16 protein-coding genes are annotated in these 18,383 nt (G+C 56.7%); 6 read left to right on the top strand and 10 right to left on the bottom strand.

Translation table 11 applies throughout. The features are described 5' to 3' along the window. Positions 1-5 precede the first annotated feature (5 nt). The 3 genes from J2I48_RS22230 to J2I48_RS22220 all read right to left on the bottom strand — a co-directional run bounded on the left by J2I48_RS22230 (position 6) and on the right by J2I48_RS22220 (position 2,726). On the bottom strand, positions 6-1,082 hold the full coding sequence (locus J2I48_RS22230; protein ID WP_207337707.1) for a glycoside hydrolase family 5 protein: 1,077 nt from the start codon (positions 1,080-1,082) through the stop codon (positions 6-8). A 211-nt stretch (positions 1,083-1,293) separates the two neighbouring features. Further along, positions 1,294-2,103 (bottom strand): sugar phosphate isomerase/epimerase family protein, encoded by an 810-nt coding sequence (locus J2I48_RS22225; protein ID WP_229376662.1) that lies wholly within the window; start codon positions 2,101-2,103, stop codon positions 1,294-1,296. A gap of 14 nt (positions 2,104-2,117) precedes the next feature. Beyond that, complete coding sequence (locus J2I48_RS22220; RefSeq protein ID WP_207337706.1) at positions 2,118-2,726, bottom strand: hypothetical protein; 609 nt, start codon at positions 2,724-2,726, stop codon at positions 2,118-2,120. A 268-nt stretch (positions 2,727-2,994) separates the two neighbouring features. On the opposite strand from J2I48_RS22220, the gene fbaA reads away from it, so the two are divergent. After that, the gene (gene fbaA, locus J2I48_RS22215) at positions 2,995-4,074 is read left to right on the top strand and encodes a class II fructose-bisphosphate aldolase (RefSeq protein ID WP_207337705.1); all 1,080 of its coding nucleotides are present in this window, start codon (positions 2,995-2,997) and stop codon (positions 4,072-4,074) included. Positions 4,075-4,123: 49 nt separating this feature from the next. On the opposite strand, the gene J2I48_RS22210 is transcribed toward fbaA, so the two are convergent. Further along, positions 4,124-4,507, bottom strand: coding sequence for a response regulator (locus tag J2I48_RS22210; protein WP_207337704.1), 384 nt, complete (start codon positions 4,505-4,507; stop codon positions 4,124-4,126). A 112-nt stretch (positions 4,508-4,619) separates the two neighbouring features. On the opposite strand from J2I48_RS22210, the gene J2I48_RS22205 reads away from it, so the two are divergent. The 3 genes from J2I48_RS22205 (at position 4,620) to J2I48_RS22195 (ending at position 8,106) form a co-directional block, all read left to right on the top strand. Continuing rightward, positions 4,620-6,239, top strand: a complete 1,620-nt coding sequence (locus J2I48_RS22205; protein ID WP_207337703.1) for a PAS domain-containing sensor histidine kinase — start codon at positions 4,620-4,622, stop codon at positions 6,237-6,239. Between the two features lie 68 nt (positions 6,240-6,307). Beyond that, a complete protein-coding gene (locus tag J2I48_RS22200) occupies positions 6,308-6,703 on the top strand; it encodes a DUF2267 domain-containing protein (RefSeq protein ID WP_207337702.1) in 396 nt (131 codons plus the stop codon). 125 nt (positions 6,704-6,828) lie between these two features. After that, complete coding sequence (locus J2I48_RS22195; protein ID WP_207337701.1) at positions 6,829-8,106, top strand: acetyl-CoA hydrolase/transferase family protein; 1,278 nt, start codon at positions 6,829-6,831, stop codon at positions 8,104-8,106. Here J2I48_RS22195 and J2I48_RS22190 read toward each other — a convergent pair. Beyond that, complete coding sequence (locus J2I48_RS22190) at positions 8,082-8,600, bottom strand: YetF domain-containing protein (protein ID WP_207337700.1); 519 nt, start codon at positions 8,598-8,600, stop codon at positions 8,082-8,084. The genes J2I48_RS22195 and J2I48_RS22190 overlap by 25 nt on opposite strands. A gap of 163 nt (positions 8,601-8,763) precedes the next feature. Between J2I48_RS22190 and J2I48_RS22185 the strand changes: the two genes are divergently transcribed. Together J2I48_RS22185 and J2I48_RS22180 are read left to right on the top strand one after the other, a co-directional pair. Beyond that, the gene (locus tag J2I48_RS22185; RefSeq protein ID WP_207337699.1) at positions 8,764-11,055 is read left to right on the top strand and encodes a GH92 family glycosyl hydrolase; all 2,292 of its coding nucleotides are present in this window, start codon (positions 8,764-8,766) and stop codon (positions 11,053-11,055) included. Positions 11,056-11,273: 218 nt separating this feature from the next. Further along, positions 11,274-13,979 carry an MGH1-like glycoside hydrolase domain-containing protein gene (locus tag J2I48_RS22180; RefSeq protein WP_207337698.1) on the top strand — a complete coding sequence of 902 codons (2,706 nt, stop codon included), beginning with the start codon at positions 11,274-11,276 and terminating at the stop codon, positions 13,977-13,979. 112 nt (positions 13,980-14,091) lie between these two features. On the opposite strand, the gene J2I48_RS22175 is transcribed toward J2I48_RS22180, so the two are convergent. The 5 genes from J2I48_RS22175 to J2I48_RS22155 are packed head-to-tail and all read right to left on the bottom strand — an operon-like array spanning position 14,092 to position 18,353. After that, a complete protein-coding gene (locus J2I48_RS22175) occupies positions 14,092-15,000 on the bottom strand; it encodes a phospholipase A (RefSeq protein ID WP_207337697.1) in 909 nt (302 codons plus the stop codon). An 18-nt stretch (positions 15,001-15,018) separates the two neighbouring features. After that, entirely contained in the window at positions 15,019-15,666 is a 648-nt protein-coding gene (locus tag J2I48_RS22170; RefSeq protein WP_207337696.1) for a hypothetical protein, read from the bottom strand. Positions 15,667-15,670: 4 nt separating this feature from the next. Continuing rightward, on the bottom strand, positions 15,671-16,933 hold the full coding sequence (locus J2I48_RS22165) for a glycerophosphodiester phosphodiesterase (protein WP_207337695.1): 1,263 nt from the start codon (positions 16,931-16,933) through the stop codon (positions 15,671-15,673). Beyond that, a complete protein-coding gene (locus tag J2I48_RS22160; RefSeq protein WP_207337694.1) occupies positions 16,933-17,655 on the bottom strand; it encodes a hypothetical protein in 723 nt (240 codons plus the stop codon). The genes J2I48_RS22165 and J2I48_RS22160 overlap by 1 nt, the downstream gene beginning before the upstream one ends. Next, a complete protein-coding gene (locus tag J2I48_RS22155) occupies positions 17,652-18,353 on the bottom strand; it encodes a hypothetical protein (protein WP_207337693.1) in 702 nt (233 codons plus the stop codon). Before J2I48_RS22155 ends, J2I48_RS22160 begins: the two co-directional genes overlap by 4 nt. Between the last annotated feature and the right edge of the window lie 30 nt (positions 18,354-18,383).

Raw genomic sequence — 18,383 nt, 5'->3', positions numbered from 1 at the left:
CTCCCCTAATACCTCCGCAGCAGAGCCAGCATGTCGGCGTCGAGTTGTTGGCCCTGGTGATTTTTGTAGTTTACGTCGGGGCGGTCGCTATTGAGGATGCCGAAGCTGCCCCTGAAATTCCAGAGCGACCAGCCCCAGCCCGCTTCCTGCCAAAGCTTTAAGTTCGATTCCATCCAGGCTAGCGCCACGTCGTGCGGAGTTTTGTTGAAACAGCCCCATTCGCCCACGTGCACTCCCACGCCCTTGCGTTGCAGGGCCTGCCAGGGTTCAATATTGACCTTTTTGAGCATGTCTGAATCCCATGTCGCTCCCATCCAGGCCATGGGCCAGGCGGGCGCTTGCCAGTCTTTAATGTTTACCCACGACGCCTTATAATGGCTCACCGACATGGGCAGGTAGCCCCGCGTGCTTTGGCCGCCCACCACCCCCGCCAGCGACGGCACCGGCTGCGTACCGTACTGTAGGCCGTCGGCGATGATGAGTCGCTGAGGGTCAACGGCATGAATACCGGCTACAAGGGCCTTCACCACCCGCGTGTAGCTAGCCTCGTCGACGTTGGCGGGTTCGTTGATTAAATCAAAACTAACTTCGGTGTTGGGACGGCCCTTGTAGCGTTGAGCCAGGTGTTTCCAGTGAAACACGGCGGCTTCCAATGCCCGGTCGTCGGTCCAGAGGCTGAGGGGTTCAGCGGGTGGGTTCACGCAGTAGCCCGGAATGCGATGCAGGTTCAGGTTGACGTGCAGGCCATGTTTTTTCCCCCACGCAACGGCCTGGTCCACGTCTTTAAGCTTGACTTCATTCAAGTTCATCCAGGTGCTGGGGTCGCCGGAAGCCCAGCATCGGTACGACATCGGCAACCGGATGAAGTTGAACCCCCACCTGGCGATCCAATCGAAGTCGCGTTCTTTAAAAGGCCCCTCTGGCTCGGGACCACTGCCTCCTGCTATAAATTTTTCGAGCAGGTTGAACCCACGCCAGCGCGGTAGCGCGTTGGGCAGCGGCGCAACCGGATTGGCCTTAGCAGCCAGCGCAAAGGCTGTGCTGGCCGCTGTTGTTGAGAGAAGAAAAGATCGTCTGTTCATATTGGTGAAGGAAGGCGTAGGGAGTTTGTGGTTGGTGGTTTGTAGTTGGCTTCGCTAGCTAGGCCCCTCGACTGCGCTCGGGGTGACAACAAACTTGAATCAACTCTTTGAGATTGCTCTACTTGCCTGGTACGCCAGCCCGGTGTCACCCCGAGCGCAGTCGAGGGGCCTAGCTAGCGAAGCCAACTACAAACCACCAACCACAAACTCCCTACGCCTTCCATCGTTGTTTTAAAAACTGCATCATAAACACGTTCACATCCCACTGACTCACCACGGGTTGGTTGGTGTAGGGGAGTGTGGGCAGGTAGCCGGGGGCGGGGCCAAACTCGCAGGTAACGGTGAGTTCGGGGGCACCTGCGGTGAGCATTCGTTGCCGAATAATGTCCCACCATTTGGCGTGGGTTTCCAGTGCCCCTTTCCATTCGGGAGCGCGGGGGTCGTTCACCTGCGGACCTTCGGGGTGGCCTACCCGGCAGTGGATATGGTCGGTGCGTTGCAGGGCGCGGCTCATGTTGTCGGCCTGGTCGGCGAGGTACGACTCCGACACGTTGACCCAGTGCGAAAAGTCGCCGGTGAGGCGCAGGTTGGGGAACGTGACCAGGTAATGCTGCATGGCCGGGGCCGAGTACGAAAACCGCCCGCGGTGGGTCTCGTGCAGGATGGTTACGCCGCTGGCTTTCTGCACGTCCATGGCCACCTGAATCAGTTCGCAGTTTTGTTCGTAGGTGAAATAGTCGTGGCCGGTATGCACGTTGACGAACTGCGGCTTGTGCTTGGCCGTGGCTTCCAGATCGGCGCGGAATTTGGCTTTGTGTTCGGGGAAACTGGCCCCGCCGCCAAAGGCCATCAGGATCAGGCGGAGGCCATTATCCTGCATGATTTGCACGGCTTCGGCCTGTTTATCAAGACCTACGGCCACTTCCATGCCATCGTAGCCAGCGGCTTTCACACGCTTGGCTGCCTCGGCCAGCCCAAGGGATTCCATGCCCCAAAACGGACAGTAAAAGAGCGTTTTCAAGGTGTTGCTGGTTGTTATGAAATCCAAAGCATTGTGTAGTCGATCACTCCCCATTTACCGTTCTTCTTTTCCAGGAATACTAAATAGCCAGCACCAGCTAAGCTATCGCTTGTCTCTGAGAAATAACAGACGGCTTTTGTATCATCGGAAGAGAAAGCCACCCGCGAAAAATGGATAAAAGCCCCAAAGCTGGGGAAGTCTTTACGAATTGCCTCATACCCGCGTAATCGAGAATTTTCATCCTTGAAGTAATAGTCCATCTGTTCGTTTGTCCAGCGAACTGGTTTTCGACAGATGAAAGCGGGCAGTTTCGTCAGTTCATTTTCGGAAAACTGACTGCCATCTATTGATGCTAGAAAGGACCACCAAGCTGGTTTCTTGTAAAATGGATCTTTCTCTGGAAAACGCCAAGCCAGTTGTTTTGGAGTTTCGTCGAATTTAAACCAAAATCCATGAGTTGGATAACGTTCGGTGAGTGTGTTAACCAACCAGGTCTCGTTACGCAAGTGTGCCGACTTTGGATCATCGCAGCGAGAGAAGTAGTTACCAACAATGGCATACACCTCGTAGTCCTCATCTGGCACAACGGGATATGTAGCTTGACCCAGAGTTTGCTGGCTCATGGAAACAAGTGGAATGAGAAACCAGAGTAGATGTCGCATAGTTAGCAAGGGTATAAGGCTAGCGATTCATTGATGCCATCGCTTGATGCGATGGCATCAATATAGGCAACGTTAAGATAAAGACTCCTCGCTGATTGCTAAAGCGCATCTTAGCGAACCCCCATCGTTTGGGGCAAAAATTGTACTTTGCGGTGTTTTAGGCTTGCATGGTCAAAGAAGCTAAGGCATCTTCTACTTTTTCTAATCAAAATTCAATTCTTCAGTTTTTATGAGCGATGTAGCTGTTCGTTTTGCCCCCGGCGTTGTCACGGGCGAAGGCGTTTCCGAGATTTTCCGTCATGCCAATGAAAATGATTACGCCCTGCCAGCGGTCAACGTGGTAGGTACCAACTCGGTGAACGCAGTGCTGGAAACGGCCAAGGCGGTCAACTCGCCGGTGATCATCCAGTTCTCGAACGGCGGCGGCATTTTCTACGCGGGCAAATCACTGGCCAACGACGGGCAGAAAGCAGCCATCGCGGGGTCGGTGTCGGGAGCGTTGCACATCCACAACATCGCCGAACTCTATGGCGTACCCGTTATTCTGCACACCGACCACTGCGCCAAGAAACTCCTGCCCTGGATCGACGGGCTGCTGACGGCTTCGGAAAAACATTTCGACCAGACCGGCAAGCCCCTCTACTCGTCGCACATGCTCGACCTGTCGGAAGAGCCAATTGAAGAAAACATCGAAATTTCGTGTAAATACTTCGAGCGGATGGCCAAGATGGGCATGACGCTGGAAATTGAACTTGGCGTGACGGGTGGCGAAGAAGACGGCGTTGATAATTCTGACGTCGATGACTCTAAACTATATACGCAGCCCTCGGAGGTAGCCTATGCCTACGAGCACCTGCGTAAGATTTCGCCCAACTTCACCATCGCGGCCGCTTTTGGTAACGTACACGGCGTATACAAGCCCGGCAACGTGAAGCTCTCACCCATCATTCTCAAAAATTCGCAGGACTATATCCAGGAGAAATTTGGTACGGGTCCGTTGCCGGTAAACTTTGTGTTTCACGGTGGGTCGGGGTCAAGCCGTGAAGAGATTCGGGAGGCTATCCAGTACGGGGCCATCAAGATGAACATCGACACCGACATGCAGTGGTCGACCTGGGAAGGCATTCTGGGCTACTACAAAGCCAAAGAAGGCTATCTGCAAAGTCAACTCGGCAACCCCGAAGGCCCCGATTCGCCCAACAAGAAATATTACGATCCCCGCGTGTGGCTCCGCAAAGGCGAAGAAAGCATGTCGGCCCGGCTAAAAGTAGCCTTCGAAGACCTCAACTGCATCAATCGACTGGCGTAAAGAAAGTCTAGTAAGAGGGAGTTTACTGCTGACGGTAAACTCCCTTTTTTTATGCCTGCGCCAACTGGCGGATGGTACCTACCAGGTTCTGGAAACCCTCGATACTGGTGGGTTTGGTCACGAACGCATTGGCACCCAACGAGAGGCACACGTTCCGTTCGTCGACCGACGACGTGGTGAGCACCAAAATCGGGATGCCATTGTAAACTGGCTGCTGCCGAATTTGCGCCAGCACGTCGCGCCCGTGAATGATGGGAATATTCAGGTCCATGACAATGAGGTCAGGCCCGGTTTGTGTTTGTTTCAGCGTGGGTAGCGCTTCATCGCCCTGCATCACAATGGTAAAAACAGTTTGAACGGCCTCCCGCCCAAGTGCGTAGCGCAGGAGGTCGATGTCGTCCTGGTCGTCTTCGATGAGTAATAAAGAGAGCATTGGTTTTGTCAAGTACGGATAATTGCTTACGAAGTTATCCAGATTTGAGTTGTGCTACTAGTTGTAAACTGTTTATTTTCACCGAATCGTCTACCCTGTCTTTTACGGTTTTATGAATTTATCGTCGATCAACATCAATGGTGTTCCTTTGCAGTTGACCACACTATTCAATCAGGCTCCCTTGTCGATAGCCATCTACGAAGGCCCTACTCACCTGATTACGCTGGCTAATCCAAGCTATTGCAACGATGCCGGACGAACGGCTAACGAATTGATTGGCAAACCATTTCTTAGTGCCTTCCCTGAATTAGCCAGCCAGGGTTTTGGCTCAATCCTCGACGGGGTATTCACCACCGGCCAACCCTACATTGCCGACGGCCGGGGTATAGCCCTAAACTGGAACGGGCGGCAGGAACTTACCTTCCACAAGTTCACCTTCCAGCCCATCAAAGACGATTTGGGGGGTATCATAGGCATTTTTTCCGTTAGTCAGGAGGTAACAGATCAGGTGTTGGCCCGACAGCGAGCCGACCATGATCAGCAATTATTACACGCTGTGTTTACCCAGACACCGCTGGGGGTGGGGGTATTTGACGGCCCCGGTTATATCATTGAATTTGCTAACCCAGCGGTTTGTGAACTCTGGGGCCGCACCCCCAACCAGGTACTGGGCCAGAAATTGTTCGAGGCTCTGCCCGAAGTGGCCGGGCAGGGATTTGAAGAACTGCTCGATGGCGTACGAACCACAGGCGTGCCGTTTGTAGGCAATGGCCTGCCTGCGCAACTGGATCGGAATGGACAACGCGAAACGGTCTACTTCGACTTTGTGTATAAACCGATGCTGGAAGCCGACGGCACCATCCGGCGCGTAATGGTGGTGGCTACCGAAGTAACCCAAACCATGCAGGCCCGGCAGGCCCTGGAGGCATCGGAAGCCCGCTACCGCCTGCTGGCTGAAGAACTGGAACAACGCGTAAACGTGCGCACCGCCGAACTGCAACAGGCCAACAAAAACCTGGAAAGCTCAAACTTCGACCTCATGCAGTTTGCCTCCGTGGCCTCGCACGATTTAAAAGAACCCTTGCGGAAGATTCAGGCCTTCGGTACCATTCTCCAGTCAACGGCCGACACGAAACTGGACGAAACCGAGCGAGACTATTTCCAGCGAATGATTACCGCAACGGGCCGCATGCAGGCACTCGTCGATGACGTACTGAACCTGTCGAAGCTATCGAACCAGTATACCATTTTTGCCGAAACCGACCTAAACGCCGTGTTGGCACAGTTAGTTGACGACCTCGACGTGACCATCCGCGAGCGGGGGGCCTCCATTGAGGTTAGCCCCCTGCCTACCTTACCGGCCAACACGGGGCAGTTACATCAGTTGTTTCAGAACCTGATCAGCAACGCCATGAAATTCAGCACCGACCGCCCCCCCGTTATTCAGATCACGCAACACGACATGAACAAACAGGCCGCCCTGGCAGCGGGATTACCACCCGCCCGCTACGTGCGGATCGACGTGCGTGACAATGGCATTGGGTTCGATACGGCATACCAGGACAAGATTTTTGGCATTTTTCAGCGGTTGCACGGTGCCCGATTTGGGGGCACGGGCATTGGGCTGGCCATCTGTAAAAAGATTGTAGAAAACCACCAGGGCCGTATAACCGTAGACAGTACCCCCGGCCAGGGTTCTACCTTCCATGTCTGGCTACCCATGAAACAGTGACCTTTTTTGGCAAACACAAACCGGCTTCTGCGGTTGATAGAGCACAATCCTTTTGATCTATCAACATTATGCAGTACCCAGAATTCATCCACGAGGCCAAAGCCAAACTTGGCGTGACTACCGAGTCGGAAGTGCTCGACATCACGCGGGCATTTCTGCACACCCTTACTCACCACCTTGCTGGCAACGCCGCCGACAATATGGGTGCGCAACTGCCTGCTCCCCTGCTCGACATAATCCGCGAGATTCCCGCCGAGGAACGCGATCAGGGGGAGCGCTTTAAGCTCACCGAGTTTTATGACCGCGTAGCTGACCAACTCGGTGTTGATCCTGAACAGGGAAAACAGTTCACCCACCAGTTTATGCAGGTCTTCCGTCAGCTGGTCACGCCCGGCGAGCTGCACAAAATTCAGGTTACCCTCTCAGACGACTACGCGCCGCTTTTCGAGGGAATGACAGTCTAAGGTTTAACGTCTAACGACTAAGCGGTCCGCCGCTGCGGGTCTAAAGTTGGCTGGCGCAAGCGTACTCCTGCGCCAGCCAACTTTAGACGTCGAACGTTAAACAATTAGACATAATCCCTTCCCCCATGCCCCTCCCCTACACCACACCCGAACTGGCGGTTTCGGCCATACAATCAGGCAACCGGGTGTTTATTCACAGCGTAGCCCAGACGCCGCACGTGCTCATCCGGGCAATGGTAGCGCAGGCCGACCGGCTCCGCGACGTGGAGATCTGCCACATCCACACCGAAGGCCCCCTACCCTATCTTGAACCGCAACACCAGGACAGCTTCCGGCCCAACTCGTTCTTTATTGGGGCCAATATGCGGCGGTCGCTGGCGCAGGGCATCGGCGACTACGTACCCGTGTTTCTGAGCGAAGTGCCCCTGCTGTTTAGCCGAAAAATCCTGCCCGTCGATGTAGCGCTGATCCAGGTGTCGCCGCCCGACGCGCACGGGTATTGTTCGCTGGGGCCGTCGGTAGATGTGTCGCTGTCGGCTATCCGGGCGGCCAAATACGTCATTGCCCAGGTGAACCCGCGCGTGCCCCGCACCCACGGCGACGGACTCATTCCGGTGTCGATGCTGCACGCAGCGGTGGAAGTCGACGAGCCAATGTATGAAGTAAAACCCGCCGAGATCGACGCCACCGACCGTAAAATAGGGCAATACGTAGCCTCGCTGGTGGAGGATGGGGCCACGCTGCAACTAGGTATTGGCGGCATTCCCAACGCTACCCTGGCCGAACTGATTCACCACAAGGGGCTGGGTATTCACACCGAAATGTTTACCGACGGCATCATCGACCTGGTCGAGCGCGGCGTGATCACCGGCGAATACAAGACCGTGCTTCCTTACCGCATCGTGTCGAGTTTTGTGATGGGCAGTCAGCGGGTGTATGACTTCATCGACGACAACCCCGCCGTGGCTATGAAGCAGGCAAGCTACACCAACGACACGGCCATCATTCGCCGAAATCCGAAAGTGACGGCTATCAACAGCGCCATCGAGATCGACATGACCGGGCAGGTGTGCGCCGACACCATTGGCACGATGCAGTATTCGGGCGTGGGTGGGCAGATGGATTTTGTGCGGGGGGCATCCCTCTCCGAAGGAGGCAAACCCATTATTGCGTTGCCCTCTACTACCAGCAAAGGACTGAGTAAGATCGTGCCGTTGTTGAAAGAAGGGGCGGGCGTGACCACTACCCGCGCCCACGTCCACTACGTCGTGACGGAATACGGCATCGCCGATTTATACGGCCAGAACCTGCGGCAGCGGGCGCGGCTGCTCATCAATATAGCCCATCCCGACCACCGCGAAAGCCTTGAGCAACAGGCCTATGCGCGGTTTGGCAGGCTGTAGCCGTCTTTCAGCACAATGCTCACCTCACCGCTTGGCTCCATGGTGGCTTTCTGAATCAGGTCCAGCGAGTCGAGGTTAGTTTCTTTGCGTACGACGCCCTCCAGTTCTTTAGGGGCTACCAGGCTCTTTTTCAAATTGGTATCCTGAAAAATACCCTGTTCATAGAGTATCTGACTTTTGCCGTTAATGAAATTGCGGAAGCCATCGCTCCGGCAGCTAACGTAAGCGATAAGTCGATGCAGGCAGGCCAGGGTCAATGACCCCGCCACGATGCCTACAAATCCCCCGTCGCCAACGATGGCGCGGCTGAGAGTGGCACCCAGCAGGAACGTTATAACGTTGTCTAACGGCGTTTTCAGGCCGTAGGCGCGCCGCCCCGTAACGCGGACGCAAAGCAGGGCAACGACAGCCACCAGCAGGGCCCGCGCCACAATCTGGAAAGCAGTGAGGGTTTTATCGTCGTGGAGTAAGTCACCGAACAGGTAGTCGATCATAGTCATATTGGTTGTCTATAGCTAACCAGCCGGGTAGGCTACTGTTTTAGACCTAGGGTCACCACAGAATAAGTAACGCAGTGTTGGAGCCAAACCGGGAGCAATGGGGCAGAACAGCCACGCACGGGTGGCGTATCTTGGCGTTCCTTTTACTCAAGCCATCATGCGCCAATTCTGTACGTCGTTTTTGTTGCTGACTGCTCTCGCTGCCACCGCCCAGACCCCACCCGCCCGTCCCGCTGCCGACCCCGTGGAATGGGTTAACCCGCTGATGGGCACCGACTCGAAGCCCAGCCTCTCCAACGGCAACACCTACCCTGCCGTGGCCCTGCCCTGGGGTATGAATTTCTGGATGCCCCAAACCGGCCGCATGGGCGACGGATGGGCCTATACCTACGCCGCCGACAAGATCAGGGGGTTCAAACAAACCCACCAGCCCTCGCCCTGGATGAATGACTACGGTCAGTTTTCGATCATGCCCATGACCGGCAGGGCCCGTTTTGTGGAAGAGCAGCGCGCCAGTTGGTTTTCGCACAAAGCCGAAGTAGCCAAGCCGTATTATTATTCCGTCTACCTCGCCGACCATGACGTGACCACCGAAATTGCCCCCACCGAGCGGGCGGCGTCGTTCCGGTTCACGTTCCCCAAAACCGACAGTGCGCAGGTGGTCATCGACGCCCTGAACAAAGGCTCGTACGTCCGCATTATCCCCGGCGAACGCAAAATTGTGGGCTACACCACCAAAAACAGCGGCGGCGTACCGGCCAATTTCAAGAATTACTTCGTGCTCGTGTTCGACAAACCCTTTGCCCGGCACGCGGTGTGGCAGAACGGCAAATGGGCCAATGACCTGCTTGAAATTCAGGCCGATCAGGCGGGGGCCGTAGTGGGTTTCCAAACGCGCAAAGGCGAAGTAGTCCACGCACGGGTAGCTTCTTCATTCATCAGTCCCGAACAGGCCGAACTGAACCTGAACGAGATCGGCAAGGATGAATTCGAGACGGTGAAGCAAAAAGCAAAAACGGCCTGGAACACTGTGCTGGGGCGTATTCAGGTAGAAGGCGGCACCCCCGATCAGTACCGCACCTTCTACTCGTGTATGTACCGGGCGCTGCTGTTTCCGCGTAAATTCTACGAGATGGACGCCGCCGGGAACGTGATGCATTACAGCCCTTACAACGGCGAGGTACGGCCCGGCTACATGTTTACCGACACTGGTTTCTGGGATACGTTCCGGTCGCTGTTTCCGTTTTTGAACCTGTTGTATCCCACCCTCAGTGCCCACATGCAGGAGGGCCTGGCCAATGCCTACAAAGAAGGCGGCTGGTTGCCCGAATGGGGTAGTCCCGGCCTGCGCAACGTGATGGTTGGCTCCAATTCGGCGTCGGTGGTGTCGGATGCGTATTTGAAAGGTGGCAAGAATTACGACATCAATGCGTTGTATGAAGCCCTGGTCAAAAACAGTAATAACGAGGGTCCACTCGATGCCGTAGGTCGGCGCGGGGCCACCTATTACAACGAACTGGGGTACGTGCCGTATGACGTGAAGATCAACGAAAACGCCGCCCGGACGCTGGAATACGCCTATGACGACTTCACGATCTACCAGTTGGCGAAAAAGCTGAACCGCCCTAAAGCCGAGATCGACCTGTTTGCCAAACGCAGCCAGAACTACCGCAACCTGTTCGACAAACAGACCGGACTGATGCGCGGCAAGAACAAAGACGGTTCCTTCCAGACCCCATTCAACCCCTTCAAATGGGGCGACGCCTTCACCGAGGGCAACAGCTGGCACTACACCTGGTCGGTGTTCCACGACGTGCAGGGGCTGATTGGCCTCATGGGCGGACCAAAGGCCTTCACCAACAAGCTCGATTCGGTGTTTATTCTGCCCCCCGTTTTCGATGACAGCTACTACGGCAGCGTGATCCACGAAATCCGCGAAATGCAGATTGCCAACATGGGTCAGTACGCCCACGGCAACCAGCCCATTCAGCACATGATTTACCTCTACAACTATGCCGGTGAACCCTGGAAAACGCAGTATTGGCTCCGCGAAGTAATGAACCGCCTCTACCTGCCCACCCCCGACGGCTACTGCGGCGACGAAGACAACGGCCAAACCTCGGCCTGGTACGTGTTTTCGGCAATGGGCTTCTACCCCGTCTGCCCTGCCACGGACCAATACGTGTTGGGCGCACCACTGTTTGGCAAAGTGATTATGACGCTCGAAAACGGCAGGAAAGTGGTGATCAACGCACCCAAAAACAGCACCCAAAACCGCTACGTCAACGGCCTGAAAATAAACGGCAAACCGTATTCAAAAAACTGGCTGAGCCACACCGCCCTCATGCAGGGCGCTACCCTCGACGTTGACATGAGCGCCATGCCCAACAAACAGCGCGGCACCCAGGCGGGTGATTTTCCATATTCATTATCGAACGAGTTGAAGTGATGTTCACTAGAGGCAAGCGTAGCTTCGCGCCGTGGTGTGGCTTCGCGCTACCAAAACCAGCCCCGACCCCCACCCGTTACCTCAAAGTAAGTTAACCCTTGATTTACAGGCCATTTTGCTGCACTTTTTGAGGAAATGTCCATGAATCGTGCTACAGCCTGTATTTTTGGAAATGGATTTGCGCTTCATCATCCGTTTACGAATCCTATTGACACGATATGCAGGCAGACGCTGAGAAGTTGCGGATTTATGACCGGGCCGATAATAAAGGCTGGAAAAAATGGGGACCCTATTTGTCCGATCGCGCCTGGGGCACCGTCCGCGAAGACTACAGTGCCTACGGCGATGCCTGGAACCACGTCAGCCACGAGATGGCCCGCTCCCGCGCCTACCGCTGGGGCGAAGAAGGCATTGGCGGCATCGCCGATAACAAAGGGCATATCTGCTTTGCGCTGGCCTTCTGGAATCACAAAGACAACATCCTGAAAGAGCGTTTTTTCGGACTTACCGGTCCCGAAGGCAACCACGGCGAGGACGTGAAAGAACTGTATTATTACCTCGACAGCACCCCGACGCATTCGTACATGAAGATGCTGTATAAGTACCCGCAGCAGGAATTCCCCTATAACAAGTTGGTAATCGAAACCATGCGCCGGAGCCGTCAGGAGCCGGAATATGAGTTGCACGACACGGGTATTTTCGACCAGAACGAGTACTTCGACATCTATATCGAATACGCCAAAGCCGACCAAAATGACTGGCTGGTGACCGTGACGGCCCATAATCGCAGTGACGTGGCCGCCCCGCTGACGTTGCTGCCCACCATCTGGTTCAGAAACACCTGGTCGTGGGGCTACGAGCAATATAGCGTTCGGCCAATGCTCACGGGCATCTCGACCAACCAGATCGAGGTAAACCACCGGCAACTGGGCAAGTACAAACTCTACTGCGAGGGTGCCGACGAACTGCTGTTCTGCGAAAACGAAACCAACACCGAACGTCTCTACGGCAGGCCTAATAGCACGCCCTATCCCAAAGACGCGATCAACAATTACGTCATCACGGGGCGACCCGAATACGTAAACCCCAACCGCATTGGCACTAAAGCGGCTGCGCGGTATACGCGAACAGTGCCTGCCGGGGGCAGTACCCAAATTCGGCTGCGGTTTAGCGACCAAACGCAGCTTACCCAGCCCAGCGCACCCAGTCCCTTTGTGGATTTTGATGCCATTTTTGCCCAGCGTCTGGCCGAAGCAGATGCGTTTTACGGACAGATTCAGCACAACGCCCACCACGGCCCCAACGCCGGTGCCGACCTGGTGAACATTCAGCGGCAGGCCTACGCGGGCATGCTCTGGAACAAGCAGTTCTACTACTACAACGTCAACGAGTGGCTCAAGGGCGACCCAAAAATGCCCGTACCGTTTCAGGGGCGCGTGTATGCCCGCAACGAAACATGGCGGCATATGTACACGGCCAACATCCTGAGCATGCCCGACAAGTGGGAATACCCCTGGTTTGCGGCCTGGGACCTGGCCTTTCATACGCTCACGCTCGCCCGCATCGACCCACACTTTGCCAAGCGGCAACTGGCCGTGACCCTGCGCGAATACTACATGCACCCCAACGGGCAGATCCCGGCCTATGAGTGGAATTTTTCGGACGTGAACCCGCCCGTGCATGCCTGGGCTACCTGGAAAGTGTATGAGATCGACAAGCAGGCCAACGGCGTGGGCGACGTGGCGTTTCTGGAGCGGGTCTTCCACAAACTGCTGCTGAACTTCACTTGGTGGGTGAACCGCAAAGACGTAGAGGGCAACAACATCTTCGGCGGGGGCTTCCTGGGCCTCGACAACATTGGGGTGTTCGACCGGAGTCAGCCACTGCCCATGGGCGGGCGCATTGAGCAGGCCGACGGCACGGGCTGGATGGCCATGTATACGCTCAATATGCTGCGCATTGCCTGCGAAATATCGCTGGTGCGTCCGTCGTATCAGGACATGGCCAGCAAGTTTTTCGAGCACTTCCTGCACATCGCTTCGGCCATGAACAACCTGGGCAAACAGCATATTAGCCTCTGGGACGAAGAAGATCAGTTCTACTACGACATCCTCCACACGCCTGACAAACAGGCGCGGCTGCTGAAAATCCGGTCGATGGTGGGGCTAATTCCCCTATTTGCGGTGGAGGTGATCGACGATGAGTTACTCTCGAAACTGCCCGACTTCCGGCGGCGGCTGGAGTGGGTGCTCACTAACCGCCCCGACCTGGCGTCGCTGGTGAGCCGCTGGCACGAGCCGGGCAAAGGCTCTACCCACCTGCTGAGTCTGCTGCGCGGCCACCGGATGAAAATGCTCATGCGCCGCATGTTCGACGAGGCCGAGTTTCTCTCAGACTACGGCATCCGGGCACTATCGAAATTCCACGAGAAGCAGCCCTACGAACTGTATATGAACGGCGAACTGCTGCGGGTGCGTTACGTGCCTGCTGAGTCGGAAACGAGCATTTTTGGGGGGAATTCTAACTGGCGCGGGCCGATCTGGTTTCCGCTGAACTTTTTGCTGGTCGATTCGCTGTTGAAGTTTTACCAGTACTACGGCGACGATTATGAGGTGGAATACCCCACGCATTCGGGGCAGGTGATGAGCATTAAAGAAGCCGCGCTGCTGGTGGCCGAACGCCTCATAAGCCTCTTCCGCGTAGATGCTACGGGTCAGATTCCGGCCATGGGTGCCCTCAACCGCTTCACGCCTGACCCCAATTTCAAGGACCTGCTTCTCTTCTACGAGTACTTCAACGGCGACAATGGTAGCGGCCTGGGCGCCAACCACCAAACCGGCTGGACAGGCCTGGTAGCCGACCTGATCGAGTACTACACCCAGTCGAAGGTGAAGCGGGAGGTAGCCCAGGGCGTTGCCCCGTAGTACTGATAACGCCCTTTCAGGGCTATGGTGGGCGGTTGACTTATTACTCAACCCTGAAGGGATTGCATCATCTGCCTGGGGCATAGCCCTAGGGTGCTTAAGATAGCCTCATCTACAACCAGTTAACAAGCGAAACGGCCACGCCGATGGTGGTTTGACTGTGGTTATAGTCGATGAGGGTTTCTCCGTAGCCGTGTAGGATTTGAAGGTCGCCGCGTAGATTACACGTGACAGGAAACGTCCAGTCGAACTGGACTTGTCCCCGGCTGTTGGCCCCGCCCCGCAACGAATGGCTTCCCAGCACCGAAAACAGATGCCGTCCGGTATGGTAGATCACCGTGGCGTCACCTCGGCCAATATTGTCGACGATGGCCGGGTTTTCATCCTCGCTGTCGGGTAGTCGCAGCCAGGGGCGCAGCAGCACCGTCCAGTTGCCCCGGTCAAAACCGGCCTGGAAAATGACCCGGTTCCAGCTTCGCGACAGGGGTATGGCCCGCCCGTTAGACTGGTGCGTAAGGGCAACGCCCAACATCCGGGTACGTAAGCCTAACACCGAAAAGTTGGTGGCGAAGTTGAGCATCAGTTCCGGCTCGTAGTTTGTTTCGCGGAAGGGGCGCGAGAAGGTCGTATTATAAACCTGCCAATGCGATTTCTGGGTGTAACCCACCCACAGATCGCCGTTTTTGCCGAAGATGCCCTGAAGCACTTTTACCTTCAGACTCAACTGAAAACGGGCCTCATACCGCCCCAGCGGGATATCAATGGGGTAACTGTAGTCGGGGTTTTCGCTTACCGGTTGCCCGTTGGGGTCGTTCGACCACCGCCCGGCGGTCACGTACATGGGCTTGTAGGGCGTCAGCAGGAACGTACCCCGGCGCGAGGTCGAGTCCAGTTCCCACCGTTCGGTCAGGGAGGAAAAGCCCGTCTTTTTCTCGAACAATGGGCTGGTTTGCGACCAGGCGACCGGGCAGGTCAGGTACGTGGCGAACCCGATTAGAAAGGGCAGTAGTTGATGTTTCATACGTTGATAGTGAAGCAGTTACCACGACAGCACGCGCCAAAGTACCTGCGCCTGAACGGCAAAATCAGATTCGCGGGTAGCGGTGGGGTTCAGCCAACGTACCTCGGCGGCGAGGCGCAGGCTGTTGGTGAGCGGTTGCGTGTAGGAAACGCCGCCCAGCCAGCCCGCACTGATTTCCTGCGAGTTGACAGTCCCTTTGTAGGTAAGCTGCGACCGGATCAGGTACGCCCCCAGCCCTGCCGTCACAGCTACGCGCCGCAACAAACTGCGCTCGGTACCTGTGTGCCAGGCCAGCGGCATCTGGTAGATCAGCAAAATCGGTATGGCTGATACCCTGACCGAAGCCGCCTCGCCATTAATGGTGCCTTTGTAGGAATAGAACGTCGTCAGCCCCGTTTCGAGCCCCGTTCGGAATCGGTGATCGGGATGCCACAGGGCGCGTACCGTAAACGACGTACCGGCGTAGTTGGCCTCGGTATTCTGCCAGGCGGGGGGAATGCCGATAGCAGAGCGGTACACGGAGCCGCCCCCGCCCACCGTCAGCACGACGTGGTACGCACCCCGTTTGCCGCCCGTGGTATCCGTCGGGGGCGAAAACTGCGCCCAGCCCGGCAGTTCCAGCAGGAGCAAGCTCAGCAGGCAGGCGATCTTGAGTTTGGTGTTCATAGATCTATTGCGCCGTGTAGTGATAGTAAGCAACCGCCGGGGCGTAGTTGGACAGGATGCCGTTGAGGTTGGCCTGGTTACTGAATTTTTCCAGAAACAGCAGGTCGTCCAGCGTCCAGACGAACACGCGGCGACCTTCGGCCTGCATCGCTTTCACCTCGTCGGTTTGTGGTCCCAGTGTCCAGCGGGGTGCCCAGACGGCGGCTCCTAGTTCGCGGGCGAGGGCCGGTTCCAGTTCGCAAAGGATGGGCGTGTTGGCCTTGTTGGGCAACGCCCGGTACGCCTCGACCGCCTCGGTGCCGGGCAAACCAATCACGATTTGCAGCCGCCGCCCCCGCAGCCGGGCACGTTCGGCGAAGCGTTGTTGCAACGTCTGCACCCGAACCATTGAACCAGTAAACTTAGAGTCGATCCAGACAAAGCGGAGGTCAGTATTGTCTACAATGGTTCGCAGGGCCTGTTCCAGCGTGGGAATCTGTTCGCCGTAGAGCAGCCGGAACGAGGTCTGTACCTGCTCGTAGGTGTAGTCGCTGATGCCGCCGCTGAGGCCGTTTTTCTGGATGAGCCGCTGGTTCAAGCGGTTATCGTGGTACAGGACCGGGACGCTGTCTTTGGTATAGCGAACGTCGATTTCAACGCCCGTGGCCCCGAACCGCGCCGCCCGCTGCAGGATCGCCAGCGTGTTTTCCGATACGCCCAACAGATCGGCGGTACGTCCGCCGCCCCGGTGCGCAATCACCTCGAACGGCTTGGGGTTCAGCGGGCGCAGGTACGTTAACGTCAATGGTTGGCGGGGCGAGGACGTACCCGTATCGAACGTACCCCGCAGCATCAGCGTGTCGCCCGCCAAGGCCGGGCCTTTGTAGGGAACCACCTGCCCCCGCCGCTTCCGAAGCAGCGACAACGCGGCCTGTCCCGTGCCCTGATTGACCAGCTTCCGCCAGAAACCCGTCAGGCTCAGGCTGTCGGCGGTCTGGTTGATTTCGAGGTTGAAAAAACCGGCATCAACCCCCGTCAGGATCGTTAGCGCGTGAACGCTATCGGCCCCGTCGTTGATGTAAGACCATTTTAGGGCTACCTGACGACCAAACGGCCCGCCGCCACCCGACACGGCATACACGCCCTCCATGCTGCGGCGGATGGCCGGGCTGAATTGGCCGCTACCGGGTTTATTGCTGAAATCATACGGGATGGGTGCCTCATAAACGGGGCGGCACCCGATGGCGAGCAGCAGCAAACCAGCCAGAATCAGGAGTAAGGATCGCATTAGTGGATAAAGTTGAAGAGGAGTTCGGGGTAAAACAGCCGCTTGTCAAACGTGCTGTAGAGTGCCCAGAACTGCCAGTTGAACCGGGTGTAGGCCGCCCGGATGCCCACCGAAACGTGGCGTTTGTGGTAATACGGCTGCTCCAGCACGAACGTAAACGCGTAGCCGTTGCGCGAACTGCCCCGCTGCTCAACGTCCAGTCCGCCCGCCGCCGACCGGTAGTACAGATCCAGAATCGCCTCCGCTTTCAGCGTGTATTGCAGGTCCGACGCGGGCCGAAAACCAATCGACACGTTGGGGTAATTTTGCAGCCCCACGGCGTAGCTGTCGAACACATTCTTGATTTTCAGAAAGCCGTACCAGCCGTTCATATCGTCGCCGACGGACACGAAAAACCGCTTCGACAGGGGCAGCGCGTACCGAATGCCGATGGTGCCGCTGCTCTGCACCAACTGACTTTGCACCCGTCCCACCAGGTATAGGTGGCGACCCAGCCCGCGCTGAATATTGAAATCGGCGGCGGGAATGCTGATGCGAAGTTCTTCGGTCAACTCCGGCGGGGCCACCGTAAACGTCACGCCCATCGACCGCCGCCACTGCCCCGGTTTGGGGGCCTGCGGAAAGTAAATACCGGGCCGACGCTCAACTGAATCAGTCTGCGCCTCGGCGGCGAAGGCCAACAGCAGCCCGCCCAATAGCAGGTAGATACCGGACCGATTCATAACGAACTGCCGATGACCAGGTGCAGGTACGTACCGCCCGTGTTGGCCGAAGGCCCACCGCTGAGGGTTACGCCATTGGTTTGCCACGTGGGTTGCGCCAGCGGAAACATATAGCCCGCCCGCAGACCGACCAAGATTTTCTGCGCCAGTGCCCCGCGCCCGATACCCGGCTTACCGACGTGCAGGCCAACGTTACCCATAAATTGCTCATTACCAATGTACTGCTGATTGGTCGGGCCGTTGATGTAGCCATCGAACGCCGTGCTAACCGGGGCCGTTTTCGCCAGACGCGTACCAAACCATGAGTAGGCCAGCCCCGCGTAGGGGATTATCTGCACACGGTCGGTGTTGCGGGCCAGGACCCCCAGCGAAGCCCCCGCCGTGGTGCCCCGCGCCCAGCTACTCCGGGTGGCGTCGGTGGCGGTGCCGGTGTAGGATGAGAAATTCACAATCGTTGCGAGCCGCGCCTTCGGAAAGACCGTCATCAGCCCGGCCCCCCGCGCAAAATACACGCCCGACAAGGGCAGAAAACCGGCTTTGCTCAGCGAGGCGTTCAGGTCCGAAAAGCCGGGTGCCGAAATACCCAATACGCTGTTCAGAAAGATTCGTCTCCCCACCGGAATATCGGCAGATGACTGAGCTATTGCGCTGGCAGCCAGCATACTAAGAAGAAAAACTAATGGTGTAGTGTGTTTCATAATCGTTGTTGATTGGGATGTTTCGGCGTA

The sequence above is a fragment of the Fibrella aquatilis genome (genome assembly GCF_017353255.1).
GTDB classification, from domain to species: domain Bacteria; phylum Bacteroidota; class Bacteroidia; order Cytophagales; family Spirosomataceae; genus Fibrella; species Fibrella aquatilis.
Note: the sequence above shows the minus strand (reverse complement) of the source record. Positions and strands in the feature narration are given on the sequence as shown.